This window comes from Chryseobacterium sp. KBW03, assembly GCF_003852415.1.
GTDB classification, from domain to species: domain Bacteria; phylum Bacteroidota; class Bacteroidia; order Flavobacteriales; family Weeksellaceae; genus Chryseobacterium; species Chryseobacterium viscerum.
The window spans coordinates 370,465-395,944 of record NZ_QAJO01000002.1 but is presented as its reverse complement, the minus strand read 5'-3'; the positions used below and the strand labels follow the sequence as shown (position 1 = coordinate 395,944).

Below are 25,480 nucleotides of genomic sequence, written 5' to 3'. Positions count from 1 at the left end.
CTTTGTATTTTTATGGAGCTTTTAATTTTTTAAATCTTTAAATTAAATAAACATGCACCTCCTCAGAACAGATTCCACCAATACAGATTTTCAAAATCTCGTAAAATCCCTTGATGCTACTTTATCCGAACATAATGGAGAGAATGATGATTTTTTTGCTCAGTTCAATACAATTGATGCCATCAAAAATTGTGTTGTGGCTTATATAGATGATATCCCGGCAGCTTGTGGAGCATTCAAACCATTTTCAGAAGATACGATAGAAATAAAAAGAATGTTTACCGATCCTGAATTCAGAAAAAATGGACTGGGCTCAGCGATTGTAAAAGAACTGGAAAACTGGGCAGCGGAATTGAATTTTAAAAAAGCAGTATTGGAAACTTCCCAGGACCTAAAAAGCGCCATCTCAATATATGAAAAAAGTGGATTTTACAGGATTCCCAATTATGGGCAATACATTGGCGTTGAGCAAAGTGTCTGTTATGAAAAAGTATTTTAATTTAATATTCATGTAATGGTAAATTCATTTTTTTTAAGTTTTTAATTCCCATGAAAGTGTTATATTGTGGCTCCAACCAAAATAATAACATATGAAAAAAACTGTATTCCTCCTGGCAATATTTTTTGCTTTAAACTCGTGTTCCAGAGAAGAACTTCAGAACGAAAATGTAAAAACAGAAATGTCTCAGAAAGATCCGCTGACTGCAAAACAGATCAACGAAAGGATCAATCAGGCTATTAAAACAGACGGTGCTTTCAACTGGAAGAATGAATCCGATCATTTCGTATGGAGCGCTATTTTCCGTGGAAACAAAATGGTATCTATCGGTTTTGGAGCTTCTAAAGATGATTTTGACAGAAGTAAATCTCCAAATAGCAGTGATATGGAAAAAGAAGTCCTTTCTGTCATCAAAAAGTATGAAGGAAAAGATGAAAGAAATTTTCTCCTTCTTTCAGACCAGTATCTTAATCAGATGGATGTGGTGATTGAAAATGAAGAAACCATTACTGCTCTTCGACAAATGAAAAACATCCGATACGTGGAGCCTGCAGACTATCATTATTTTGAATTCGAGGCTCAATCAGCTGCAAAATCTTCTGGCAGCGGTTCATCAGGATGTGGTTTTTCATCATCAACATTAAATACAGCAGATTACACTTCTACAACGCCAAGTGCAAAAATTCCATGGGCTTTTGCCAAGCACAATATTCCTGATGCCTGGAGCTACAGTACAGGAGCAGGTGTTACCATCGGGCTTATTGACACAGGAGTTTCCCCTGAGCAGACTTTATTGGGAGGAAGCTTTAACAATGGGGCTTCTTCAGGAAGAACAATCAGTAAACTCGGAGTGTATAATTCAGACGGATCCGGAGATCAGTGTGGGCACGGAACTAAAATGGCTTCTGTAATGACCGCTCCAAGAAATAATGCAGGATTACCTGTAGGAGTTGCTTATAATGCTAACCTGATTGCCTACAGAGCCGCAGAAAACGTTGTCCTGGAAACTTCCAGTGAGCAGACTGCTGTAAAAACGGCTTTCACAGAATTGGGTAACAATACAAATGTAAAGATCATCTCAATGTCAATGGGACATATCTTCTCTGTCGGGAAAATCGAAGATGGGGTTAAATATGCTTATTCTAAAGGAAAACTGATTTTCTGTGCTGGAGGAACTTCTACCAGCTTCACTAATTTTGTTGGGGTAATTTTCCCTGCATCAATGTCAGAAACTCAGGCGATAACAGGGGTGAAAGAGAATACATCCAATCAGAAATGTGATGTTTGCCACTCTGGAAGCCAGATCGACTTTACCTTCCAGATGGAAAGACCTTCAGGAAATACCGTTCCTGTTTTGAGCTATTACAATGGTCAGGCAGATTATGTAGGAGGTTCTTCAGTGGCCACGGCAGCTACAGCAGGAATTGCAGCTTTGGTTTGGGCTAAAAATCCATCATGGACGAGAGAGCAGGTGCTTAATAAAATGAGACAGTCTGCCACTTACTATCCCAATGTAAATTCAAGCTACGGCTACGGAAACATCAATGTATTAAAAGCGGTGCAATAAATAATAACAGACGATTATAAAAAGAAAAAGGAAATATCTCTTCTGAGGTATTTCCTTTTTTATTCTAAAATATTAATCTCCTAATTGATAATCAAGAGGAAGCATGTTTTCAATTTTATTTTTGGAGAAATCACCTTCATTGATGAGCTGATCCGGAGTTGTGATGTTTCCTTCTTTTGAAATTTCGAACGATTCTCCATCAGAATGTAAAAATGAAGATAATATATTCCGGTTCGCTCTTTTCACAAATTCTTTTCCTTTAAGCTCATAATAAAACTTAGGATAATTGACCTGAAGAATATCTTTGAATTCAAGAAAAACCTGTCCGTCTGATCTTTTAACATAATCCAAGTCAGGGATCTTTGTTTTTACAATAGCCAGCATGTATTGGCTCTGAGCATTTTTTCTGCGGGCAATTTCTCTGATATTTTCAGGAATAGTATTGAGGTCAGGTTTGTTTACAATTTCCAGGTAATTTTTTAAAGTATTCAGTTCCTCTTCAGAAGGATATTGTGGGTTGGGAATTCTTACCACCTGATTAACAATAAATCCCGCTTCAACAATTTTATGATCATAGATACTTCTGAAAAAGTGAAGAAGACTGCCTTCATAGGCGTTCATACGGTTAAGTTTCACCTTATCTGTATTTTTTGATTCTTTAAAAAAACTTGTTCCGGTATAATTGACCATTTTAGAGTTGAAGTCGGCAGAAAAGCTGATCAGATTGTAACTGATTTCATAGCCAAGATTTTTATTCTCAATGATTAAAGTGTTGGGAGCCTTTACTTTCAGAAGTTTATTCTTTTTATCATAGGAAAACTTTAAAGACCTTTGATTCTTTATTTTCACATCTTCACGATTGTTACCTATAAAAGTATCCAGGAAATAATTGATATAATTCTGGTAAGCTTCAGGAGTGTAAGGAACCAGTCTTATTTCTTCAATAGCATTGGTTTTAGTCAATACTACTTTTAAAGTCTTATTAATAACATCGGGTAATCCGATGGTAAAGGTTTCGTAATCTTCTTTCTGGAAAACAAGATTTCCATATTTTTGGGTAGAAAGATTTAATGTAAAACTTCCGTCTTCTTTTGAAACAGTTCCTGTTTTCGTTCCATCAAGATAAATGTTGACATTGTCTATTCTGCGACCGGTATCATCTACTACACTCCCCTTTATCACCTGACCGGAAAAAACAGAAGAGGCAAGCAAAAAAAATAGTAATATTGTTTTCATGGCAAACAATATTACTAAACTTTTAGTGATAATGAAAGAAGAATTTATCCAATCCTTACACTGGTCATACTCAATGATCCACCGATGAGTTCATCATTGAATAAAGTGAGTTCTTCAGACTGATCTTTCAGCCCTAAAGTATAGAGCAAAGGAAGGTAATGATCAGGTGTAGGAACGGCATACTGTAAGAAAGTTCCCTGCTTCTGGTAATCAATAATATTCTGAAAATTACCGTCAAGAAGCCAGTTGTTGGTTTTCTCCCGGGCTTCAACTGCCCAATCCCATCCGGCTCCCACTGTATTTATGTTTTTCCAGTCGATAAGTCTAAGATTGTGTACAATATTTCCGCTTCCGATGATCAGAATGCCCTTTTCACGAAGCTTATTCAGTCTTTTGGCAAGCTCATAATGATACTGAGGTGGTTTTGTATGGTCAATACTCAGCTGAATCACCGGAATATCAGCATCCGGATACATATGTCTGATGACTGACCATGCCCCATGATCCAGTCCCCAGCTGTGGTCTTCTTCCACATCTATAGGTAGAAGTAATTCCGCAGTTTCTTTGGCGAGTTCTGGGCTTCCCGGAACGGGATACTGGACATCAAATAATGCTTTTGGGAAACCATAAAAATCATGGATGGTTTTCGGCATATCCATAGCTGTTACAAAAGTTCCGTCTGTATACCAATGAGCAGAAATACAAAGAATTGCATTAGGTTTGGGAATTTCTGAGGCAGCTTTTCGGAAACCCTGTACAAATTGATTCTCTTCAATGGCATTCATCGGCGAACCATGTCCAAGAAATAAAACAGGCATTCTCTGAGTGTTTTTAAAACTGTCGCTTATGTTTTGAAGATCGTTGAGGTTCATAAATATTGAAGATTATAAAAAAATAAAAGGTTCAAGGCTTTTAGACAAATCCCTGAACCTTTTATAATATATGTTATTAACTATGCTTGTTTTACAAACTGTAATTCACCAGCTACTTTTACATCATCACTTACCATTACACCTCCTGCTTCAAGAGCAGCATTCCAGTTTAATCCAAAATCTTTTCTGCTGATTTTTCCTTCAAAAGAGAAACCTGCTTTTGTGTTTCCCCATGGGTCTACATTGATTCCTCCGAAGTCTACGTCAAGATCTACAGGTTTTGTAATTCCGTTGATGGTAAGATTTCCAACAATAGAATTATTTAATGCCTGAGATTCAAAAGTAATCGTAGGATGTACTTCAGCATTGAAGAACTCAGCAGACTTCAAGTGGTTATCTCTGTCTGTATTGTTTGTGAATACAGAATCCGTCTGGATAGTAGCGGTAGTTTTTGCATTGGCAAAGAATTCATCTTCAGAATCAATTTCAGCAGTGAAAGTTCTGAAGCTTCCTTTTACGTTAGAGATCATCATGTGTTTTACTTTGAAAGTAATTTCACTATGCGTTGGGTCTAAGATCCATTTTGTAGCCATTGTATTTTGTATTTTTTGTTTGTTATTAATGAGGCAAATTTAGGACAGAAAATATATACAAGTCATTGATATAGGATAAGAAATGCAGTTTACACTTAAAATCATGGATTTTTTATTTTTAAATATTGAATCAATTTTATCAATATCAATTGTCAATTTTGCTTCGCAAGTAAATGATCAATGTCTTTTGGAATATAAAAAATTGACAAGCAAAGCGGATTGAGAATTCACGATCGACTCATTTAATGTTCACCTTTAAAAATTCTACTATTAAGTTAAGGAATAATTTCTTTTAGTGCATGAATTCCATTTTATGAATGTTTTAATTTAACATTTCTTAACGAATGATTTTTATTTCTTATTTTTGATGGATTCAATTTTATACAATGAAATTACATAAATTTTCTTTATTGATGCTGGTTTTAGGCAGTTCAGCATTTGCCCAGACCCAGAAGTTTACCATGGCGGAGGCTGTAAATGGAATGAGAACCAACCTTGCCGTGAAAAATATTTCCCAATTTTCTTGGGCTGCAGACGGAAAATCTTATATCCAGGCAGTGAAAGGAGGTTATCTGATTACAGATCTGAAAACCAACAAACAGGATACCCTGATCTCTTTGAGCCAACTGAATAGAAACCTTTACAATGATAAGCTGAAAGCTGTTCCGCCAATTAAATTTACAGGAAATTCCAATGGGTATTTTACTACAGGTGGTAAAATGTCGTGGATTGAAAAATCAGGAAACGATTGGAAAGTAAAAAGTACAGCTGCAATGGATCAGGATGCTGCGAACGTAAAAATATTTGGTGATGGCCAGACGTTTGCCTTCACAGCGAAGAATAATTTATTTGTAAGCAGAAACGGAAAAACCATTGCTGTAACCAACGAAACCAATGAAAATATCATCAGCGGACAGGCTGTTCACAGAAATGAATTCGGAATTGATACCGGAATTTTCCCCGCACCGAACTCTGAGAGTGTAGCTTTCTATAAAATGGATCAGAGCATGGTAGCAGATTACCCGATTATCGATTGGTCCGTAACACCTGCTGTAAATCACAATATCAAATACCCAATGGCTGGTCAGACTTCTCATCAGGTAACATTAGGGGTTTTCAATATTAAAACCCAAGCTACTACTTTCTTAAAAGTGGAGGGTGAAAAAGATCAATATCTGACGGCCGTTACATGGAGCCCGGATTCAAAGTATATCTTCGTAGGCGTTCTGAACAGAGGTCAGAATCATATGAAAATGAATCAATATGATGCTGCTACCGGAGAATTGGTGAAAACATTATTTGAAGAAACAGACAGCAAATATGTAGAGCCACAGCATCCGCTTACTTTCTTCCCGAATTCTAACACAGACTTCATCTGGCAGAGCCAGAGAACAGGATACAATCATTTGTTCCACTACAGTCTTGAAAAGGGATTGGTAGCACAGATTACAAAAGGAGACTGGCTGGTAACAGATATTTTAGGATTCAATGAAAAGAAAAAGGAGATCTACTTTACTTCTACGAAAGAAACGCCTTTAGAGAGACATTTATACAGAATCAATTGGGCCAACTTCAAAATGCAGAGATTGGATAGTGCAGAAGGAATGCACATCGGCACATTGAGCAGCGACGGAAATTACCTGTACGATGCTTACAGCAATGCCAATTCACCGAGAGTTGCCGACATTATCAATACTGCCAATTTAAAATCTACGAATATCCTTACTTCTGAAAATCCATTAAAAAATTATCAGAGACCGGAAATTAAAAATGTAGAATTAAAAGCAGATGACGGAACTCCTTTGTATGGAAAAATTATTCTTCCAACAAACTTTGATCCGAATAAAAAATATCCAACAATTGTTTATTTGTATAACGGGCCGCACTTGCAGCTAATTACCAATACTTTCCCGGCTTCAGGAAACCTTTGGTATGAATATATGGCTCAGAATGGGTACATCATTTTCACCATGGATGGAAGAGGTTCATCTAACCGTGGATTGAAGTTCGAGCAGGCTGTATTCAGAAACCTGGGAACTACAGAAATGAATGACCAGATGAAAGGGGTAGAGTACTTAAAGTCTCTTCCTTATGTAAATGGAGAAAAAATGGGAATCCATGGATGGAGCTTCGGAGGATTTATGACAACAAGTTTTATGCTTCGTAAGCCAGATGTATTCAAAGTAGGAGTAGCAGGAGGACCGGTAATCGACTGGAGTATGTATGAGATCATGTATGGAGAAAGATATATGGACACTCCACAGGAAAATCCACAGGGATATGCAACGGCTAATCTTTTGGATAAAGTTCAGAACCTGAAAGGAAAACTATTGATGATCCATGGAGCACAGGACGATGTAGTAGTGTGGCAGCATTCTATAAAATTCATCAAGTCTGCTGTTGATAACGGAGTTCAGTTAGATTACTTTACGTATCCGGGACATCCGCATAATGTAATAGGAAAAGACAGAGTTCATCTGATGCAGAAAATCACAGATTATTTTGATTTGTATCTTAAGAAATAATAATAAAATCCAGCCGGAACGGCTGGATTTTTTGCTTCTGTTGAATAAGAAGTAAGAATGTTGGAAAACGCAAAGGCGCAAGTTTTTGATATGGTTTATGTTGTAAGGTGCAAAGATTTTATCTGCGATAAAATTTTATACTGTATAATCTTTTTAATCTGTAAGAAAATTTAAGCCAATATAATATGCCTTTGCTGAAAATCTTCGATTTTCTTGCGCCTTAAAGCAGAATGAAGATAAAATCCTTGCGCCTTCGCGTTTTCCAACAAAAAGAACCGTTTGTCCCCAACAGTACTTCCGATCTTAACAAACATCAATGTTTTTGAACTTTCATAGTGGTAATTTTGTATCACTAAAAACAACAATATGGAATTAGGAATAGGAATGTTCGGTGATTTGGCTTTTGACCAGTCAACCGGGAAATATAGAGATGCCGGAATTAAGATTCGTGAGATATTGGATCAGGTAAAATTGATGGATGAGGTAGGAATTGATGTTTTCGCTATGGGAGAGCATCACCGTCCGGATTATGCTGTTTCTTCTCCGGAAATCGTATTGGCAGCGGCGGCAAGTATTACAAAAAATATAAAACTGGCCAGTGGCGTGACTGTTTTGAGTTCTTCGGAGCCGGTAAAAGTATATGAAGACTTCTCAACACTGGATCTGATTTCAGACGGAAGAGCAGAAATCTTCGTGGGACGCGGAAGCTTCATTGAATCGTTTCCATTGTATGGATATTCATTGAACGATTATGAGCAGTTATTTGACGAAAAATTAGAATTATTACTGAAAATCAATTCTGAAGAAAATGTAAGCTGGTCAGGAAAACTTCGTGCTCCGATGGAAAATCAAACCGTTTACCCAAGAGCAAAAAATGATGGAAAGCTTTCAATCTGGAGAGCCGTTGGAGGAACTCCACAGTCTGTTTTAAGTGCAGCACAGCTTGGAATGCCTTTGGTGGTAGCGATTATTGGAGGAATGCCGATTCAGTTTAGAAACCTGATTGAATTCTATAAACAGGAATATCAAAAAGCAGGGCATGATGTTTCAAAAATGCAGATTGCGGTTCATTCACATACTTTTGTGAGTGATGATCAAAAAGTAGTAGATGGATATTTCCATAATTATAAATCCCAGATGGATAGGATAGGGGCCTCCAGAGGATGGGCTCCATATACCAAAATGCAGTATGACGGAGGAAGAAATAAAGATGGAGCATTATTTATTGGCAGTCCGGCAGAAGTAGCAGATAAAATTGCTTACATGAAAGAGATTTTCGGAATCACCAGATTTATCGGGCATATGGATGTGGGAGATCCTGCTCATGAAGTGATGATGAAATCTATTGAATTATTTGGGAAAGAAGTAAAACCCATTATAAAAGGACTGTAACAGTCGTTTATAGATATGATAAGGAGACCGGAAAAGGTCTCCTTTTTTTATTCTGTTTTATATTGCAGAGAATCCTATTTTTTAAATATAATAAACAGTTAATCATTTATTAACATCGTAATCTTTTAAACTTCATTTCTTTACAGTGATGAAACAAAGCGATAGCTATTAATGATTGACCTGTCTATGATCCACATGATACAAAATCTGTATTATACTGGTAACGAACAGTTTCCCCCTACTTCTATTTCACTAAGCAGGTCGTTTGGATGTTCCAAGGTCTATTACTACTCAGGATATCTTCCTCATTATACCTTTTCGATGGTTTCATTTCTCAACATTCTGGATGTTCTGTTCATCCAGTCATTCGAAAATCTAAACAAAAAACCATGCTTTTAAATAATATTCTATTTTTTTCAGTGGATCCGGATCTCAGTACAGGGCTTGTCATTATTTTCATCCTGTGTCTGATAGCTGTTGTGGCTTTTGAGTTTGTAAACGGTTTTCATGACACAGCCAATGCTGTGGCTACCGTAATTTATACCAAAGCTCTTAAACCTGTTATTGCAATTCCATGGTCAGGCTTCTGGAATTTTCTGGGAGTTTTTACAGGAGGAATTGCTGTTGCAATGGGAATCTTAAAACTGGTACCCATGGATACCCTTGTAACGCTGCCGGTTGCTGTGGGAGCCTCTTTGGTTCTTGCTGTTCTACTGGCATCAATCATCTGGAATCTGGGAACCTGGTACTTTGGAATACCGTGCTCCAGCTCTCATACCCTGATTGGTGCTTTAATTGGTGCCGGCTTAGGATTTACCTGGTATTATGGAGGCGGGGTGAACTGGCATAAAGCGGAAGAAATTGGGATGTCACTCATTTTATCCCCTATCGTAGGATTTTGTTTAGCTGTTCTGCTGATGTGGTTTTTTAAATATGTAATCCGCTATAAAGCACTTTTTCATATTCCGACGGGTGCCAATGATAAACCTCCTTTTGTGATCAGAGCTATTTTAATAACAACCTGTACGTTAGTAAGTTTTTTTCACGGCAGTAATGACGGACAAAAGGGAGTAGGGCTTTTTATGTTGATCCTGATCGCTTTTATGCCTGCCCAATTTGCAATTAATCATGATATTCCTAACGATAAGATTGTTTCTATCCTGAATACAACGGAGCATACATTACAAGCAGCAGCTGCCCAAAATATTCAAAATACAGCTGAATTTAAGACCTTGAATCTTGCTATTGAAAATGTAAAAGAAAACCTGATACATAAGAATGAAAAGGACAAAGCAGCTACTTACAAATTCAGAAAAGAGGTAGATAACCTTATTGATTCTTTAAAAAAACTGAACGAAAATAAAGCCATAGCTATTGACGAATCCAACAGGGCAATACTTACCAGCCAGATTTCTGAACTTAAAAAGTTAACCGAATTTGCTCCTCTATGGGTCATTATCATCATTTCCGTCTCTCTGGGGCTGGGAACTATGATAGGCTGGAAGAGAATAGCAGTAACCATTGGTGAAAAGATAGGAAATGAACATTTGAACTATGCCCAGGGTGCATCCAGCGAAATTGTCGCCGCATCTACTATCGGTATCAGTACATTTCTGGGATTGCCGGTAAGTACCACGCACGTCTTGTCAAGTGGTATAGCAGGTTCTATGGTCGCTTCCGGTGGTAAAAGTAACCTTAATCCGGCTACATTAAAGAGTATCGGTCTTGCCTGGGTACTTACTTTACCGGTTTCTATTGTATTATCTTTACTGTTATTTATATGTTTCCATCTGTTTATTTAGTGGCAGATTTTTAATTCAGTGATTATTATTAAAACCGAAAAAAATGAAACAAATATTAGTTGCCTCAGACTTTTCCAACAACGCAGGTAATGCGCTGTTGTATGCTCTGTCCCTCGCCAAAACTCTAAAGATGAAAGTAACGGTACTGAATGCCATTCATCCTACCGAAGGCATCAACAATAGTACATACAACGCCATTTTTATTGAAGATTACTATGCAAGAAAAAGATCCGCTCTGAAAGAATGGGCTGAAACCTTCTGTAATAATGACGAGTATAAAGACATTCCGGTAAAAACCGTTTGTGATGTTGGCTTTTTGAGAAATGTCATTACGAAATACATAGAATATAATGATGTGTCGTTTTTAGTAATGGGAATGACGGGAGCTACGGGCATTAAAGGAATTATAGGAAGCAATGCCAGTTTAGCCATTAGCAAAATGCGGATTCCTACATTAATCGTTCCTGCAGAAAGCATACTTCATCCAACACCTGTTATCACGCTGGCTGCTGATTACAAAACCACAAAACTATCCGTAAGGGATATAAAAGCATTGAACCAGCTCCTTAAAGTTTCCGATCCGAAGAAGCTGGAAGTACTCCATATTTCGGATAAAGATACAGCTGCAAGAGCCATAGAAAATGGGGAAAAGAAATTAAAAGATCAGCTTTCTTCTGTGGAGATCACCTTTCACTACGTTGAGGATGATAAACCATCAAGCGGAATTGTTGATTTCATAGAAACCAATAAAACAGATATTTTATGTCTGGTAAAACACAATCACAATATTATTTACCGATTGTTTTCCGGAAGCACTGTAGATGAGATCCTGAACAAATCTGTGAAGGCTGTATTGATTCTTCATGCGTAAGATTTCAAGCCAGCCTTTAATCTCTTTTGAGGTTCTGAGATTAATTATACAATCTCAATCAGACTTCCTCTTTCCTCGTCCTTAATAATGTTGAGAGCTGTAGGGATTTTCTCTTTCAGTTCTTCAACATGCGAAATAATTCCTACAATCCTGTTTTCTTTCATCAGATTGGTGAGCGTTTCAAATACAATATTCACCGATTCGGTATCCTGAGTTCCGAAACCTTCATCAATAAAGAAGAAGTTTTTATCGGCTTTTGCGTTAGCCTGAACACTTTCTGCCAATGCCAGAGCAAGGCTTAAAGAAACCTGGAAGGCTTGTCCACCCGACAGCGTCTTTACACTTCTGCTTTTCCCTTCGTTGAGGTAATCGATGATCTCGAAGTCGTTGTTTTCATTAAGCTGCAGACTCAGCTGGTTTCTGGTCATGCGGTGGAAACGAACATTCGCATGATCACAAAGCTGTCTCAGATAAATAGAAGAAACATATTGCACAAAACCTGCTCCCTTAAACAGGTTCATCATGATCTTTAAATTTTCAGAACGTTTCTGAAGCTTTGCCAATTCTTTCAGAAGTCCTTCTTTTTTCACAAACTCTTTTTCCAATCGGTCTATTTCTGCGGTCTTCGTGACTACAGAATCACTGATTTGCTTCTGCTCACTTTGCGCTTCATTGAACCGTTGTTCAGACTGAGAAAACTGTTCACTGTCAAATGAAAGTCCTTTCAGTTTTAATTCCAGCTCGCCGATGAATTTCTTTAAAGCTTCGAAATCAACTTTGAAATTCTGAATTTTGGTTCTCACGAGTTGAATATCAATTTCCTGAAGTAAAATATTTTCAATCTCTTTAAACTCCGTGAAGTTTTGATCTGCCAAGGCTTTGATGATCGCCTCTTCATTCCCGGAAATTTCTTTTTCAAGTTCTGTAATCTGTTTCTCCGATTGGCTTACAATCGCTTTTTGTTCTGCCAGTTTTGGAGATAAAATTTTTTCTTGCTGCAGAGCCTTTTGGTAATTTTCTTCAGTTTCCTTGTTGGAGAATACTAGTTTTTGGTAGGTTTCTTCAACTTCTATGATCGCTTTTTGAACATACAGATTCCAATCCAGAATCTTAAGAGCAGAACGGCTGATATTGATCTGTTCCTGTTTAGCAACCTCTTCTATACGGAAAGCTTCCAGGGCACTTTTATACTTTTCCAGAGTTTTGGTTTCTTTTTCCAGATTTTCTCTTTCCAAAGCAATGCTTCGCTCCGTTTCTTCAATCTTTTTTTCTAAAGTAAATGAGTTGGTACGTTTTTTCTCAAACTCTTCCTCCTGATCTGAAGCAAATTGTTTCCATGTAAAATTCAGGATATGATTTTCAATCTCTTTCTGAATCTGAACAATAATTTTCTGCTCCGAAAGAAGTTGCTCCTCAAAGATTTTCTTGCGGTCCAGAATTTTGTCAATTTCTGCTTCCTGCTTTTGAATACCGGAAATTTCCTGTTCCACAGAGGCTATTTTCTCCTGAATCTCCTGCAGCTCAATATTCACATCATGAAATTCCACAATATGCGGATGTTCCTTGGATCCACAAAGAGGACAGTTTTCACCCTCATGAAGTCCACTGGCGAAACGGGAAAGTTCTTTTTGAATTTTCAGATGATCCAGTTTCTGGGAAAGCTCCTTTTTATTTGTTTCTAGGGTTTCTTTTCTGATTTTGAAATCTTCCTTATAATTTTCCTGATAGGCAAAAGGCTTTAATTCCTCTGCAATTTCTCCAATCTGTTTTAGATGTTTCTCAATCTTTTCAGCTTGTTCCTGCTGTGATTTTTTCAAGTTTTTTTGTTGAATAAACCAATTTCCCACTTCAGAAAGCAAAGCGGAATCCAGTTTCTGCTCCTTTAAGATTTTGATCTGTGCAGAAAGTTCATCAATCTTCTTTTGAATCTTCTCTTTATGAAGGTTTACTTCTTTTACTTTTTCAGAACCCTTTTGAGTTCTTTCATTCAGAACTTTGATTTCTTCAGAAAACTTCAGAATTTGAATGATGAAGCTCAAATCGTTTTCCTGAATTCTGGATTGCTCTAAAGCTTTAAATTGCGGTTCAAGTGCTGTGAGTTGTTCTTTGATCGTATTGAAAGCCTTCTCAGTCTCCTGCAAGTCTTTGATCTGCTGTTCTCTTTCGTTCCGTTTATCGCTAATTTCTTTCGAAAGCTTATTTTTCTCAATAATCAACGGGTTGAAAAGCCTGAAAGTACGGTCGTATAATTCAGTCTGTGCTTCCAGAGCATCCATCTGAGGTTTTTCTTCAGAGAGTTTGCTGAATTTTTCCCTATTCTGCTGTAAACTTTCAAAATCGCTTTTTAAGTTTTTCAGCTGTTGATAGGTATGGGAAACCTTTTCCAGTTTTTCATTCGATTCAGAGAGTCTTTTCTGTTCCTCTGTCAGCTGTTCTTTCTGAGTCTGGATTTTCTCCTCATTGATTTCTTCAAAACCTTTTAGCTGGCCTTCAAGTTGATCCAGTTCAGATCTGTTTTTTACATTAAGTGCAGAAACATTGTTCTGAAGATCGAATTTTTGAAGGTTAAAAATCTCCTTCATCATATTCGTTCTTTCTGCGGCACCCAATTCAAGGAATTCTTTGAACTGCCCCTGCGGAATAATGATAGTTCTTTTGAAGTTGGAATAGCTTAAACCAATGATCGTCTCCGCATTCGAGTGATCCAAAGGAATCCATTTGCCGTTGATATTCTCATAAAAAGTAACTGCATTAGGTTTTACTTCCTCGAATTTTTTCAGATTTCTTTTAAAATCACGGGCAGCACGGAAAAGCTTATTCTCATAATTCACAAAATCAAACTCTATATAAGAACTGTTTGATTTTAAATTCATCATGTTGTAAGCCCTTTTATCACGCATGTTCAGACGTTCCGTTTCTCCATATAAAGCAAATGAAATCGCTTCAAGAACCGATGATTTTCCAGAACCCACCGCTCCGAAAATACCAAACAATCCAGCTTCGGTAAGGTTTCTGAAATCAATCGTTTGGCGTTCCTGGTAGGAGTAAAGTCCTTCTATAGTTAATTGAACAGGGATCATGGCTTATGCATTTAAAATTTCGTTAAACAAATTCATCAGTTCTTCATTGGCTTCCTGTCCGCCGTTTTTAGATTTAAAATAATCCTTGAATAATATGTCAATATCCTGACTTAAATTGATTTCCTGGCTTAGATTTTCAGCCAGCTCTTTATTTTTGACTTTTGGGATGAGGTGAACAATTCCGTTATGAGACTGATAGATTAATCTTCTTTCGTCAGCTGTTAGAAAAGTCTCACTTTCCAGCGTAAGTTCAATAAATGTATAAGGATTTTCACTCAGCCACTGAACGGTATCTTCTATAGAAGTAAATGTTTTTCGGACTAAGGCTCTCCCGTTTTTTAAGGCCTTTTTTTCATAATTAACTGGCTTTCCAGGTTCTGCATCAATAATGGACACATATTTTGTCTGTCCGGCTTCACTGAAACTGTAGCATAGGGGAGAAGATGAATAAATAACAGGCTTTTCCTTTGTTCCGATATTCTGAAAACCATGGAGGTGCCCCAACGCCGTATATTGAATCTGCTCAGGAATAGTATCCGAAAAAATAAGGTCTGCATTTCCGATCTTAATAGGTTTTTCTCCTTCAGGTTCTTCCAAAACTTCCGCTCCTCTTTTATTCATATACAAATGAGCGGTCAGAAGATTCACTCCGGAAGCATCACAAAACTGATCAGCAAGATCTTTCCATGTTTGTGAAAGGACTTTGTTGATTTCCTCCTCTTTATTTTCCCCAAAATATTCTTTTAAACGGATCTCATTCGCGAAAGGAGTGTGAAGAATTCTTACAGGGAAATCTATCCCTTCAATTTTCAGTTCTATAAAACCTTCTTTAGAATTTGAAATGTTGAAATATTCTGTACTGAAGGGCTTAACATCAGCTTTAGGATGACCTATTAAAATAATCCCGCATTCCCGGGCAAGAGGATCCGGAGCATCGATCAGATTGGGGGAGTCGTGATTTCCTGAAATTGCAATTACAGGACGTTTTCCATTCAAAGATAAACGTTTCAATGTTTTATAAAAAAGCTCAACGGCTTCTACACTCGGATTAAAATTGTCAAAAAGATCACCGGCAACAAGGATAAGATCTGCATGCTCTTCATCAGCAATGCCTATAATCTCCTCCATTACCAGAATTTGCTCTTCCAGTCGTGAAAAGCGGTCCAGTCGTTTTCCCAAATGCCAGTCGGCTGTGTGCAGAATTTTCATAAAAAGTGTATCATTGTTTAACGTAAATAGATTGAGTAATGAACGATTTTCATTCTTGATTATCAGTTTCTTTTACTTTGAAATCTTCCAGAATTTGTTTTAAACGCGCTTTCCTTTCTGTTTCCGCATCTTGTATTTTCCGTTTTTTCTGATCAATTTTCTTTTTATTTTTTTTCCTGTTTGCTTCGTTGTTTTTGCTCATATTGGTTTATAACGAATAATTTTTATTAGTAAGCAATAGCTTTTTCAAAAATAAGAAACAAAATACAAACATACAGTTCAAAATATAGGTTGATGATTAAATCTAAACCAGATACAAATCTTTTTCAGATAGATTTATTTTATTAGTATTTTTGATGAAAATTAATATTCATGAAGTTTTGTTTAACAATTTTATTGACTTTACTAGGTGTATGTATTAATGCTCAGGATCTTGAAAAAATATCAGAGGAGGTGACAGAAGAAGGTATTGCCTTATATCGTAGCGAAATGGCCAGCTGGTATGGAACAGATATTGTAAAAGAGAATTATAAAAATATGGAAAATATAGGAGGATATTTTTCCTATTTAGATGATGTTCCTAAGTGTATTTTCTTCTCCAAGCAGAATAAAGTAGTGGCTACAATTTCTTTTCCTACTAATTATAACCCTGCCAATGCAAAAATCGATTTGTCTGAAAGGGATTTCACTTCTGTTGAACAGGATTATTTTACCATCAGACAGAAAGCTCTTGCGAGAATAAACAATGATACCATTTTTAAGCATTATAATAACACAAATTTTAATCTGATACCAATCATTAAAAAGGATTCTAAGAAAGTATATGTTTTAACCGGGGCTTCTGTAGATAATGTAGTTGTTTTCGGAAATGACTATTTGCTGACTTTTAATAATAATGATGAAATAAAAAATGTTGAAAAATTACATAAAGGAATAATTGTTCACGATATAAATAGTACAAATAAAGGTACTGGCGCAAGTGGAGTTCATTCTCATGTTTTGGATAACTGGCAGCAGATTACTCCCACGGATATTTGTACCCTTATGCTGTATCAAAATCTTACAGGATGGGAAACCTATACCACAGTTTCTAAAAAATATGCAAGTATATGGAATCATAAATCGAATAAGGCATTTGTAATGAAAACGGAAAACTTTAAGAAGATAGCCAATTATCAATTGGAAAAAAATAAGAAGACAGAAAATAAAGATACTCAAGATTCAAATAAATAAAGATAAATAATGGAACAACAGTCCAAAGATCCTTTACATGGAAAAAGGCTGGATGCTATCCTTGAAGAACTTGTAGAATACTATAAAGGCTTCGAAGGGCTAGGCGAACAGATCAATATCAAATGTTTTACAGATAACCCGAGCATCACTTCCTCCCTGAAATTTTTACGGAAAACCCCTTGGGCCAGAACAAAAGTAGAAAGTCTTTATCTCTTTGTGCTGAGACAGAAAAAGCGTGACGAAACCAAGGGCAGAAAATAGAAAGCAGGATTTCACTTTTAGATTTTTCATTTGATTTTCTCCTCCGAACAATCATTTCAAAAATAGTATATTTGTAAAATTAATCGTGAAAAAAGCGCACGAAAAAAATAAGAAATATGACAATTGAAAAAAATCATGTTGTAGCTGTAAAGTACATACTTCACACTATCGAACCAGATGGAAGTAAGATTCTTGTAGAAGAGACAACAACAGAAAATCCGCTTACATTTTTGTACGGTATGGGAATGATGATTCCAAAATTTGAAGAAAATATCCTGGGCTTACAAGCTGGTGATAAAGCAGATTTTACAATTCAGCCTGAAGAAGCCTATGGTGACAGACAGCCTGATGCTATCGCACAATTGCCAATTGATATGTTTAAAGAATCTGGAACTCCACCTATTGGAGCTATTTTACCTTTATCTGATAATGAAGGGAACAATTTCCAGGCATTTGTAGTAGAAGTTACTCCTGAAGTTGTAGTAGCAGACCTTAACCATCCAATGGCAGGGAAAGTTTTAGATTTCCAGGTAGAAATTTTAAATACTCGTCCAGCAACTGAAGAGGAATTGTCACATGGACATGCTCATGGAGTTGACGGAAATGAAGCTCACTAAAAAATAAAAAATGTCCGATTTTTCGGACATTTTTTAGGTAAAAGATAAAGAATACCCACAGATCAATTCTGTGGGTATTCTTATTTATAAAGTTACAATAGTTATAATTTAAAGAATTTTTGACGGGATGGTTCTAATCTAAAAATTCCCCTGAAACATAATACCAGCGTTCATGCATTTTTTGGAAAAGTGAAAATTCATGATGGAGCTGCGGATGACCATCCTGGTCTGTATAATAAGCTTTAAACTCTACATGATTTAAAGTAGGAGTCCGGATGATTTCCAGTTTTGTCCATTGGTTGATTTCTCCCCATTCCTGAAGATCTTTTTTATTGTGGTATTTTCTTTTTCCCGGAAGGGTAGTCTCCATCAGATATTCACCATTCGGAATAGCAAAAGCAGAAAACCTTGAGCGCATCAAAGCTTCAGCGGTGGGAGCATGCTTTTTTCCGGTATGATAAGGTTTGCAGCAGTCTTCGTAGGATTTTCCTGAACAGCAGGGACAGTCCATATATTATATTTTAAAATGTGAACTGCAAAAATAATGAAATTCAATAGGAACGGGCTTTAGCCGGTTAAAAAATAAACAAAGAAAAATCCATCGGCTTTAGCCAAAACATAAAAAAGAAGCACTCTTAAAAGAATGCTTCCTATTGATTTATTTAATAAAACCTCTGTTTCTTAATAAAGGTTTGATATCCGGATCGTGTCCTGTAAAGTCTCTGAATGCCTGGTTCAAGTCTACAGAGTTTCCTACGGAAAGAATATATTTTCTGAAACGGTCACCATTTTCTCTGGTTAATCCACCATTCTTACTGATCCATTCCCATGCATCATTATCCAATGTTTCAGACCATAAATAAGCATAATATCCTGCTGAATATCCACCTCCCCAGATGTGTGCAAAATAAGGAGTGTGGTATCTTGGTGGAACTGTTGCCAGATTGAATCCATGGCTGGCTAAAGACTGCTTTTCAAAGTCTAAGACAGGAATAAACTGGCTGTCGTTGCTTACGGTATGCCAATCCATATCCAATTCAGCAGCAGAAACCAATTCTGTAGTCATATATCCCTGATTGAAAGTAGAAGCTTTTTTAATTTTTTCTACTAATGTCTGTGGAATAGGCTGTTTTGTTTCATAATGAACCGCGTAGTTCTTCAGAACAACAGGATCTAAAGCCCAGTGCTCATTGATCTGAGACGGGAATTCTACAAAGTCTCTTGGTACATTTGTACCTGAAAGAGAAGGGTATTTCTGGCTCGCAAACATTCCGTGAATAGAGTGTCCAAACTCATGGAAGATTGTTGAAACATCATCATAACTGATTAATGAAGGTTTTCCAGGAGCAGGTTTCTGATAATTGTAGCAGTTAACAATGACAGGTTTTGTTCCTAATAAATAAGACTGCTCAACGAAATTACTCATCCATGCACCACCGTTTTTAGAATCTCTTGTATAGAAATCCAGGTAATAGATCGCGATAGATTTTCCATCGTGATCGAAAACTTCATACGTTACTACATCAGGATGGTAAACAGGAAGATCTGTTCTCTTTTTGAATGTCAGTCCGTAGAATTTTTCAGCAGCGAAGAAAACTCCTTTTTCAAGAACTGTTGTAATTTCAAAATAAGGCTTTATTTCACTTTCGTCAAGATCAAACTTAGCTTTTCTTACCTGTTCAGCATAGAAATTCCAGTCCCAAGGTTCTACTTTGAATCCTCCTTTTTGCTGATCAATAAGATCCTGGATATCTTTTGCCTCACGTCTGGCTGTTTCCACGGCCGGAGTAGCAATTTGATTCATCAGATTGGTAGCTGCTTCAGGTGTTTTTGCCATCTGATCCTGAAGTTTCCATTCTGCGAAGTTTTTCTTTCCTAAAATCTGAGCTTTACTCAGTCTCAGCTTAGCCAGTTTTTCGATCGTTGATCTAGTATCGTTAGCATCGCCTTTTTCAGCTCTTGTCCATGAAGCTTTGAATAGCTTTTCTCTGGTAGCTCTGTTTTTTAAGTTTTGCAAAAGTGGTTGTTGTGTAGTATTCTGTAAAGCCAGAAGATATTTTCCAGGCTGTCCTGCTGTTTTGGCATCAGCCGCAGCGGCTGCAATTTCATCAGCGGAAAGTCCGTCCAGTTCTTTTGCATCGGAGAAAAATACTCCGCCTTGCTTTCTTGCTTCCAATAATTTATTAGAATATTGAGTAGAAAGAGAAGCCAGTTCCTGGTTGAGCTGTTTTAATTTTTCTTTGTCAGCTGCAGAAAGATTAGCCCCTGCAATTTCAAAGTTTTGTTTATAATATTGTACCAGTCTTTTGCTTTCAGGATCAAGACCGTCTTCTTTGATGGATTGTATTCTTTTATAAAGATTTTCATTCAGGTACAATTTATCGGAATGTGCAGCAAAAATAGGGGCATATTCTTCGTCCAAAGCCTGTAAAGTAGGATTGGTATTTGCGCTTGTAAGGTTTGAGAATACAATTTGTGCTCTTCTCAATACTTCACCACTTTTTTCCAATGCAACGATTGTATTTTCAAAAGTTGGGGCAGCCGGATTGTTGGCAATTTTTATAATCTCAGCTTCGTGCAGCTTTAAACCATAGTTAAATGCAGGTTTAAAGTGCTCATTTTTGATTTTATCAAATTCTGGAGCTTCGTACTGAAGCTTGCTTTTCTTCATAAAAGGATTTGAAGATAAAGAGGAATCAGGTGCAGGAAGCTCCTGTTGAATATCGGTCTGTTTCATTGTAGTACAAGATTGATTGAACGCCAAGGCAGAAATTAATAATACCGATGAAATATTCTTCATAAATATAGTTGTTATTAAAGCATAAAGATATTAAAAACTTGTATCATAGAATCTATTTTGGAAAATGTATTTATTAAACGCGTTCAGTAAGTGCTTTTAGATGAATAAGAGAATGTTGTGGAACATATACTACCATTTTGAAAATCTGTATAGCATAGTATTTCAGTATTTTTAATTGTAATGTAATATTTTTTATAAATTAGTTGTTATTTAAGTAAAGAAATCAACAAAAATAATTAACAAAAGAAATAAGCATGAAAACAAGGACTTTATTTATTTTTTCAGCCTTAGCGGCATTAGCCTCATGTAATGACAAGCATGAGAACAGAAACAGAGATAGAGATGGAGACAGGAGTAATTGGGTAGAGAAAGTCGTAAGCAAAGAAAGCGGCCCGATACAGCATAAAGAATTTAACGGAGATTTTGATGAAATTCAGATTTCTCAAGCGATAGAAGCAGAAATTATAAAATCTGAAACAGAAAAAGTGGTGATTTCTGCCCCTCAGAGTATCATCAATGAAATTCTTGTAGACAATGATGGCGGAAGACTGCATATTCATTATAAACCTGGAATCAGAGTGATGAATATTAGTAAAGTAACGGCCAAAATTTACACAAAAGACTTTAATAAACTTCTTGCCGATTCAGCAGCAAGAATTATTATTAAAGATAAATTTACTCAGGAGAAAACAGATCTTGAAGTATCAAGTGCAGGGAGTATTTCCGGAGATCTGGAAGCTAATGATATGGATATCAACATAAGCAGCAGCAGCAGTTTCAACGGTAAAATCTGGGCTGTAAACCTTGATATTGAATCTTCATCAGGATCTACTCTTGACATTTCCGGGAAAGCGAAAAAGGTGGACATCAGTGCCTCTTCAGGCAGTAGTGTTTCAGCCAAAGGTGTTATCGCTGATAATGTAGAAGCAGATGCTTCCAGTGGGGCAAGTGTTCAGATAAGTGCTGTTTCCAGCGTGAAGGCTGGTGCTTCATCTGGTGGAAGTGTGGATATCTCTAAAAAAGGAGAGCTTAAGAATGTGAGCAAAGAAGAAAGCAGTGGTGGAAGTGTAAACATCCAATAAATCAATCCTGGGATTCATCCTCATCTTCTCCATCGGTGGATGAGGAGCCTTCCCAATTTTTATTATCAAAATTAAGATTATCATACGCTAATAAGTCCTCCTCTCGCTGGAGGATTTCTTTTGTGGTAAATAGGGTAATATCATCATTATTTTCCTTCATTTTTGCCAGCTTCCTGATCGATGCTTTATCAATAGCCATAAATCTTTGTCCGAGACGTCTTGCTGCATATTTTCTCATTCCTGTTTCATGAAGCACGTCAACAGCCATATCAACAGCAGTTCCTAAGGTTTCACGGTAAATATGATTGACTCCGCTGTTAAGATACTCATAGGCATCAATCCTATTTTTAGCCCGTACAAAAATTTTCACTTCAGGATAATGCTCACGAACAAGTTCTGCAATGAATTTATTATCATCCGGATCATCCAGACATAAAACCAAGATCTCAGCATCTTCAATTCCTGCAGCCCTTAAAATAGGAATTCTTGTGGCATCACCATAATATACTTTAAAACCATAGCTTCTGAGCAGTTTTACACGATCAGAGTCGCGATCCAGGACAGTAGCCGATATTTTACTGGCTTTTAAAAGACGTCCCACGGTACTTCCAAAGTGCCCGAAACCCACAATGATGATCTTTTTTTGAATAATATCATTGTCAAGAATATTAAAATCATTCTCTTCTTCAGGAATTTCTTTGATGAATTTCGGCGTAATAAACTTATCATTGATAATAAGAAGAATGGGAGTGATACACATGGTAATTGCTGTAACAGCCATCATCTGTGCATTCATTTCAGGTCCCAGCAGATAAAGATCCGATGCATAGTTAAGCAGTACGAATGCAAATTCTCCTACCTGAGAAAGAGCAAATGCATAAAAAAGACTTTGAGGAGTCTCTATCCTGAAAAACTTTCCGATGGTATATAAAACCATAAATTTTACTGCCAGCACCGCAAAAACAGTACTGAAAATAAATAGTGGATCTTTCTGAATAATATTAAAATTGATCGTTGATCCTACACTAACGAAAAACACAGCTAATAAAAGCCCTTTGAAAGGATCAATTTGTGCTTCCAATTCATGACGGAATTCACTGTTGGCAAGCATTACTCCTGCAAGGAAGGCTCCTAATGCCGGAGAAAGGCCAATAACAATCATCAGCTCAGAAACACCAATAACCAGAAATAGGGAAGAAGCCGTCAATAGCTCTGTCATTCCCGATTTTGAAACATATCGCAAGAAAGGAACAAAGACATATCTACCCAATAAAATAAGCAGGACTACCCCTAAAATTACTGTTCCGGCCTGAAGCCACTCCGGAAGTTTTTGGATCAGAATCTGAATTTCATTATCGTGATGTTTTGCTTTATAGTTTGCCACAATAGGGAGTATTGCCAAAATAGGAATGACCGAAATATCCTGAAACAATAGCGTAGAGAATGAAGCTTCCCCGGCTGTTGTTTTAAGGTTATTCTTTTCCTGTAACGTTTGCAGAACTATTGCTGTAGAAGATAAAGCAAAACACATGGCAACAGTAATTGCCTTATCTACTCTCCAGCCTACACTTGTGAAGACTAAGAAAAGTAACAAAATAGTGAGTGCCATCTGAGAAAGTCCCAGACCCATTATTTTCTTTCGCATTTCCCAGAATTTCCGGGGTTCCAGTTCCAGACCTACCAGAAATAAAAGCATAATGACCCCAAACTCACTGGCATGCATAATATCATTTACATTATTTCCTGTAAGCCGAAGTACATAAGGTCCTATGATGATTCCTCCTAAAATATAACCGATCACAGAACTCAACCCTAATTTTCTGGCCAATGGAACCATAATAATGGCTACCCCCAGAAAAATTAATGTGTTCATTGCTAAGCTGGATTCCATAGGCTATTGATTGAGTAGTTCTGTAAATTCCTTTTTATGTAAAATAATTTCTTTTTTAGACAGTTTATTGGCTTCGTATACGATTTTGATGAACTTGATATCCGCTTTGAAAACCTTTAGAGAAACAATCAGTCCGCTGATCAGTTCATCGATTGTATATTGATAGGTGCCGGTTTTTGTGAAAGATCTTTCTTTTCCACCGGTGGTGACGAGGATATAAACCTCTTTTCCTTCCAAAGGATTATGCTCACCCTCTTTCAGCCAGTCTCTGTCGAAAACTTCATCGATCCATAATCTGAGAAGAGGAGGCATTCCGAACCATATCAAGGGAAACTGAAAAACAAAGCGGTCATAGTTTTTAAGACGTTTTCTTTCTCTGAAAGCAGCAATATGAAAATCAGGATATTCTTCATAAAGATCTCTTAAGGTATAATGCTGGTGGCGAACGTAGAAATTGATGAGCTCTACATTCGAATTTGAGTGCTCCAGATAAGGGTGTGCAAATACTACCAACGTCTTCTTCATAATCCTGTTTTCAGTAAATATAATAAAAAAACATTGAATAAAAGGTGGTTTTTATGAGGTTTTATTAATTTTTTAATACATAAAAATCAATTTACCATTAAGAAAAGTTAAAAAAAACAAACTATTTTAGGTTTTTAAATAAAAAATCAGGCCGTGATGACCTGATCTGTTTATATATTCTGAAAGTGATTTACTGATTTACCAGCCTCCGGAAGCACCACCGCCTCCAAAGCTTCCTCCACCACCGAAACCTCCAAATCCGCCGCCTCCGCCTCCGGAGCTTCCGCCGCCAAAGCCACCTCCTCCGAAGCTGCCAGGGAATGGGAAGAAGCCACCAGGATAGTTTCTGCGTCCTTTTCTGGTGATAATGACATCGTCGTCGTCGTCATTATTTCCACCACGGCCACCGCCTCTGTTACCAAAAAGTATGGCAATAATGATGAAAATAACAAAAGCAATGATCAGGACTTTAAAAGCGCTTCCGTTGCCGGAAGGAGCTGTTGTTGCAACGGGTTTGAATTTCCCTTCAACAGCCTCCATAATGGCTGAGGTTCCGCCATTGATGCCGTCATACCAAAGTCCTTTCTTGAAGTTTGGGGTAACAATATAATCTAAGATCTGTCCTGCTACTGAAGCGGTAAGATATTGTTCTACGGCACGTCCCTGCTGGATAGACATCGTTCTGTCTTCTGTGGCAACAAGGAAAACCACTCCGTTATCCACTCCTTTTTTTCCGATCTTCCATTTCTCACCGAACATGGTTGCCAGAAAGTTGACATCTTCTCCTTTGGTGGAGCGGATGATCACTACTTCAATTTCTGTTGAGGTAGAATCTGCAAATTTGATCAGCTTATTATTAAGGGCATCTTTTTCCTGTTGAGAAAGCAAACCGGCTTCATCAAAGACAGGGTAAAGAACTGCAGGTTTTTCGGGAATGGTGTATTGTGCTGATACAAAAGTGTAAAAGCATAGCAATACAAATGAAAATACTATTTTAAGAGAACGTAATTTCATTTGACAGTTGGTTTGGATTTTCTCCTTCTACAGGAAAATGTTTTTTGAGTTCAAGTCCTGTTTCCAGGATGGCACTTTTCAGCGCCTTGTGATAATTTCCTTTGGCAAATTCTGCAGTGATATAGTCGTGCAGGTGATCCCAGTAAGACTGTCTTACTTTTTCATGGATTCCGATATCTCCGATGATGGTCAGATATTTTTTTTCAAAATTGACATGAAAAAGAACAGCATTCCTGTCAGCAGTTTTATCCATATCGAGTTTTTTGAAAACGTCAAATGCCGTCTTGGCATCACGGTTTTCTGTATTGGAATCAATATGCACCCTGATCTCTCCCGTAGAATGATCTTCCGCAGACTGAATCGCTTCCACAAGGGAAGCGATCTGTTGATTTGTTAGGAAATTACCCATTA

General features: G+C 37.1%; 22 protein-coding genes. 11 read left to right on the top strand and 11 right to left on the bottom strand.

What is annotated here, in order from left to right; translation table 11 throughout:
• The first annotated feature begins 52 nt into the window (after positions 1-52).
• Both DBR39_RS03905 and DBR39_RS03900 read left to right on the top strand, forming a co-directional pair.
• Complete coding sequence (locus DBR39_RS03905) at positions 53-499, top strand: GNAT family N-acetyltransferase (RefSeq protein ID WP_124530925.1); 447 nt, start codon at positions 53-55, stop codon at positions 497-499.
• A gap of 91 nt (positions 500-590) precedes the next feature.
• Positions 591-2,066, top strand: a complete 1,476-nt coding sequence (locus DBR39_RS03900; RefSeq protein ID WP_124530924.1) for a S8 family peptidase — start codon at positions 591-593, stop codon at positions 2,064-2,066.
• Between the two features lie 72 nt (positions 2,067-2,138).
• Here the strand turns inward: DBR39_RS03900 and DBR39_RS03895 are convergent, their stop codons facing one another.
• From DBR39_RS03895 to DBR39_RS03885, 3 genes are all read right to left on the bottom strand, one after another.
• Positions 2,139-3,302: a carboxypeptidase-like regulatory domain-containing protein gene (locus tag DBR39_RS03895; protein ID WP_124530923.1), complete on the bottom strand. Its 1,164-nt coding sequence runs from the start codon at positions 3,300-3,302 to the stop codon at positions 2,139-2,141.
• Between the two features lie 44 nt (positions 3,303-3,346).
• On the bottom strand, positions 3,347-4,174 hold the full coding sequence (gene ygiD, locus DBR39_RS03890; protein ID WP_124530922.1) for a 4,5-DOPA dioxygenase extradiol: 828 nt from the start codon (positions 4,172-4,174) through the stop codon (positions 3,347-3,349).
• A gap of 80 nt (positions 4,175-4,254) precedes the next feature.
• Complete coding sequence (locus tag DBR39_RS03885) at positions 4,255-4,767, bottom strand: YceI family protein (protein WP_124530921.1); 513 nt, start codon at positions 4,765-4,767, stop codon at positions 4,255-4,257.
• Between the two features lie 386 nt (positions 4,768-5,153).
• Between DBR39_RS03885 and DBR39_RS03880 the strand changes: the two genes are divergently transcribed.
• The 5 genes from DBR39_RS03880 (at position 5,154) to DBR39_RS03860 (ending at position 11,357) form a co-directional block, all read left to right on the top strand.
• On the top strand, positions 5,154-7,292 hold the full coding sequence (locus DBR39_RS03880; RefSeq protein ID WP_124530920.1) for a S9 family peptidase: 2,139 nt from the start codon (positions 5,154-5,156) through the stop codon (positions 7,290-7,292).
• Positions 7,293-7,658: 366 nt separating this feature from the next.
• Entirely contained in the window at positions 7,659-8,684 is a 1,026-nt protein-coding gene (locus DBR39_RS03875) for an LLM class flavin-dependent oxidoreductase (protein ID WP_124530919.1), read from the top strand.
• Positions 8,685-8,855: 171 nt separating this feature from the next.
• On the top strand, positions 8,856-9,083 hold the full coding sequence (locus DBR39_RS03870) for a hypothetical protein (protein ID WP_124530918.1): 228 nt from the start codon (positions 8,856-8,858) through the stop codon (positions 9,081-9,083).
• Positions 9,074-10,486 carry an inorganic phosphate transporter gene (locus DBR39_RS03865; RefSeq protein ID WP_124530917.1) on the top strand — a complete coding sequence of 471 codons (1,413 nt, stop codon included), beginning with the start codon at positions 9,074-9,076 and terminating at the stop codon, positions 10,484-10,486. The genes DBR39_RS03870 and DBR39_RS03865 overlap by 10 nt, the downstream gene beginning before the upstream one ends.
• A gap of 43 nt (positions 10,487-10,529) precedes the next feature.
• The gene (locus tag DBR39_RS03860; RefSeq protein WP_124530916.1) at positions 10,530-11,357 is read left to right on the top strand and encodes a universal stress protein; all 828 of its coding nucleotides are present in this window, start codon (positions 10,530-10,532) and stop codon (positions 11,355-11,357) included.
• A gap of 44 nt (positions 11,358-11,401) precedes the next feature.
• Here DBR39_RS03860 and DBR39_RS03855 read toward each other — a convergent pair whose 3' ends face one another.
• Complete coding sequence (locus DBR39_RS03855; RefSeq protein ID WP_124530915.1) at positions 11,402-14,437, bottom strand: AAA family ATPase; 3,036 nt, start codon at positions 14,435-14,437, stop codon at positions 11,402-11,404.
• Positions 14,438-14,440: 3 nt separating this feature from the next.
• Positions 14,441-15,646, bottom strand: a complete 1,206-nt coding sequence (locus DBR39_RS03850; protein WP_124530914.1) for an exonuclease SbcCD subunit D — start codon at positions 15,644-15,646, stop codon at positions 14,441-14,443.
• A 372-nt stretch (positions 15,647-16,018) separates the two neighbouring features.
• Between DBR39_RS03850 and DBR39_RS03845 the strand changes: the two genes are divergently transcribed.
• From DBR39_RS03845 to DBR39_RS03835, 3 genes are all read left to right on the top strand, one after another.
• A complete protein-coding gene (locus DBR39_RS03845; protein ID WP_185147132.1) occupies positions 16,019-16,879 on the top strand; it encodes a hypothetical protein in 861 nt (286 codons plus the stop codon).
• Positions 16,880-16,888: 9 nt separating this feature from the next.
• Positions 16,889-17,140, top strand: a complete 252-nt coding sequence (locus DBR39_RS03840; RefSeq protein ID WP_124530913.1) for a VF530 family DNA-binding protein — start codon at positions 16,889-16,891, stop codon at positions 17,138-17,140.
• A gap of 116 nt (positions 17,141-17,256) precedes the next feature.
• Complete coding sequence (locus tag DBR39_RS03835; protein ID WP_124530912.1) at positions 17,257-17,757, top strand: peptidylprolyl isomerase; 501 nt, start codon at positions 17,257-17,259, stop codon at positions 17,755-17,757.
• 133 nt (positions 17,758-17,890) lie between these two features.
• On the opposite strand, the gene DBR39_RS03830 is transcribed toward DBR39_RS03835, so the two are convergent.
• A complete protein-coding gene (locus DBR39_RS03830; protein ID WP_124530911.1) occupies positions 17,891-18,268 on the bottom strand; it encodes a YchJ family protein in 378 nt (125 codons plus the stop codon).
• A 147-nt stretch (positions 18,269-18,415) separates the two neighbouring features.
• A complete protein-coding gene (locus DBR39_RS03825) occupies positions 18,416-20,557 on the bottom strand; it encodes a M3 family metallopeptidase (RefSeq protein ID WP_124530910.1) in 2,142 nt (713 codons plus the stop codon).
• Between the two features lie 254 nt (positions 20,558-20,811).
• Here DBR39_RS03825 and DBR39_RS03820 point away from each other — a divergent pair, with 254 nt between their 5' ends.
• The gene (locus DBR39_RS03820; protein WP_124530909.1) at positions 20,812-21,639 is read left to right on the top strand and encodes a GIN domain-containing protein; all 828 of its coding nucleotides are present in this window, start codon (positions 20,812-20,814) and stop codon (positions 21,637-21,639) included.
• Between the two features lies 1 nt (position 21,640).
• On the opposite strand, the gene DBR39_RS03815 is transcribed toward DBR39_RS03820, so the two are convergent.
• From DBR39_RS03815 to DBR39_RS03800, 4 genes are all read right to left on the bottom strand, one after another.
• Positions 21,641-23,530 carry a monovalent cation:proton antiporter-2 (CPA2) family protein gene (locus DBR39_RS03815; protein ID WP_124530908.1) on the bottom strand — a complete coding sequence of 630 codons (1,890 nt, stop codon included), beginning with the start codon at positions 23,528-23,530 and terminating at the stop codon, positions 21,641-21,643.
• Between the two features lie 3 nt (positions 23,531-23,533).
• Entirely contained in the window at positions 23,534-24,055 is a 522-nt protein-coding gene (locus DBR39_RS03810) for an NAD(P)H-dependent oxidoreductase (protein WP_124530907.1), read from the bottom strand.
• Positions 24,056-24,253: 198 nt separating this feature from the next.
• Positions 24,254-25,069, bottom strand: a complete 816-nt coding sequence (locus DBR39_RS03805) for a TPM domain-containing protein (RefSeq protein ID WP_124530906.1) — start codon at positions 25,067-25,069, stop codon at positions 24,254-24,256.
• Positions 25,050-25,478 carry a TPM domain-containing protein gene (locus DBR39_RS03800; RefSeq protein WP_185147131.1) on the bottom strand — a complete coding sequence of 143 codons (429 nt, stop codon included), beginning with the start codon at positions 25,476-25,478 and terminating at the stop codon, positions 25,050-25,052. Before DBR39_RS03800 ends, DBR39_RS03805 begins: the two co-directional genes overlap by 20 nt.
• Positions 25,479-25,480 lie beyond the last annotated feature (2 nt).

Excerpts from the sequence above, each read along its gene's own strand:
- DBR39_RS03905 (WP_124530925.1), top strand. The coding sequence starts at position 53 with ATGCACCTCCTCAGAACAGATTCCACCAATACAGATTTTCAAAATCTC.
- DBR39_RS03900 (WP_124530924.1), top strand. The coding sequence starts at position 591 with ATGAAAAAAACTGTATTCCTCCTGGCAATATTTTTTGCTTTAAACTCG.
- DBR39_RS03895 (WP_124530923.1), bottom strand. The coding sequence starts at position 3,302 with ATGAAAACAATATTACTATTTTTTTTGCTTGCCTCTTCTGTTTTTTCC.
- ygiD (WP_124530922.1), bottom strand. The coding sequence starts at position 4,174 with ATGAACCTCAACGATCTTCAAAACATAAGCGACAGTTTTAAAAACACT.
- DBR39_RS03885 (WP_124530921.1), bottom strand. The coding sequence starts at position 4,767 with ATGGCTACAAAATGGATCTTAGACCCAACGCATAGTGAAATTACTTTC.
- DBR39_RS03880 (WP_124530920.1), top strand. The coding sequence starts at position 5,154 with ATGAAATTACATAAATTTTCTTTATTGATGCTGGTTTTAGGCAGTTCA.
- DBR39_RS03875 (WP_124530919.1), top strand. The coding sequence starts at position 7,659 with ATGGAATTAGGAATAGGAATGTTCGGTGATTTGGCTTTTGACCAGTCA.
- DBR39_RS03870 (WP_124530918.1), top strand. The coding sequence starts at position 8,856 with ATGATTGACCTGTCTATGATCCACATGATACAAAATCTGTATTATACT.
- DBR39_RS03865 (WP_124530917.1), top strand. The coding sequence starts at position 9,074 with ATGCTTTTAAATAATATTCTATTTTTTTCAGTGGATCCGGATCTCAGT.
- DBR39_RS03860 (WP_124530916.1), top strand. The coding sequence starts at position 10,530 with ATGAAACAAATATTAGTTGCCTCAGACTTTTCCAACAACGCAGGTAAT.
- DBR39_RS03855 (WP_124530915.1), bottom strand. The coding sequence starts at position 14,437 with ATGATCCCTGTTCAATTAACTATAGAAGGACTTTACTCCTACCAGGAA.
- DBR39_RS03850 (WP_124530914.1), bottom strand. The coding sequence starts at position 15,646 with ATGAAAATTCTGCACACAGCCGACTGGCATTTGGGAAAACGACTGGAC.
- DBR39_RS03845 (WP_185147132.1), top strand. The coding sequence starts at position 16,019 with ATGAAGTTTTGTTTAACAATTTTATTGACTTTACTAGGTGTATGTATT.
- DBR39_RS03840 (WP_124530913.1), top strand. The coding sequence starts at position 16,889 with ATGGAACAACAGTCCAAAGATCCTTTACATGGAAAAAGGCTGGATGCT.
- DBR39_RS03835 (WP_124530912.1), top strand. The coding sequence starts at position 17,257 with ATGACAATTGAAAAAAATCATGTTGTAGCTGTAAAGTACATACTTCAC.
- DBR39_RS03830 (WP_124530911.1), bottom strand. The coding sequence starts at position 18,268 with ATGGACTGTCCCTGCTGTTCAGGAAAATCCTACGAAGACTGCTGCAAA.
- DBR39_RS03825 (WP_124530910.1), bottom strand. The coding sequence starts at position 20,557 with ATGAAGAATATTTCATCGGTATTATTAATTTCTGCCTTGGCGTTCAAT.
- DBR39_RS03820 (WP_124530909.1), top strand. The coding sequence starts at position 20,812 with ATGAAAACAAGGACTTTATTTATTTTTTCAGCCTTAGCGGCATTAGCC.
- DBR39_RS03815 (WP_124530908.1), bottom strand. The coding sequence starts at position 23,530 with ATGGAATCCAGCTTAGCAATGAACACATTAATTTTTCTGGGGGTAGCC.
- DBR39_RS03810 (WP_124530907.1), bottom strand. The coding sequence starts at position 24,055 with ATGAAGAAGACGTTGGTAGTATTTGCACACCCTTATCTGGAGCACTCA.
- DBR39_RS03805 (WP_124530906.1), bottom strand. The coding sequence starts at position 25,069 with ATGAAATTACGTTCTCTTAAAATAGTATTTTCATTTGTATTGCTATGC.
- DBR39_RS03800 (WP_185147131.1), bottom strand. The coding sequence starts at position 25,478 with ATGGGTAATTTCCTAACAAATCAACAGATCGCTTCCCTTGTGGAAGCG.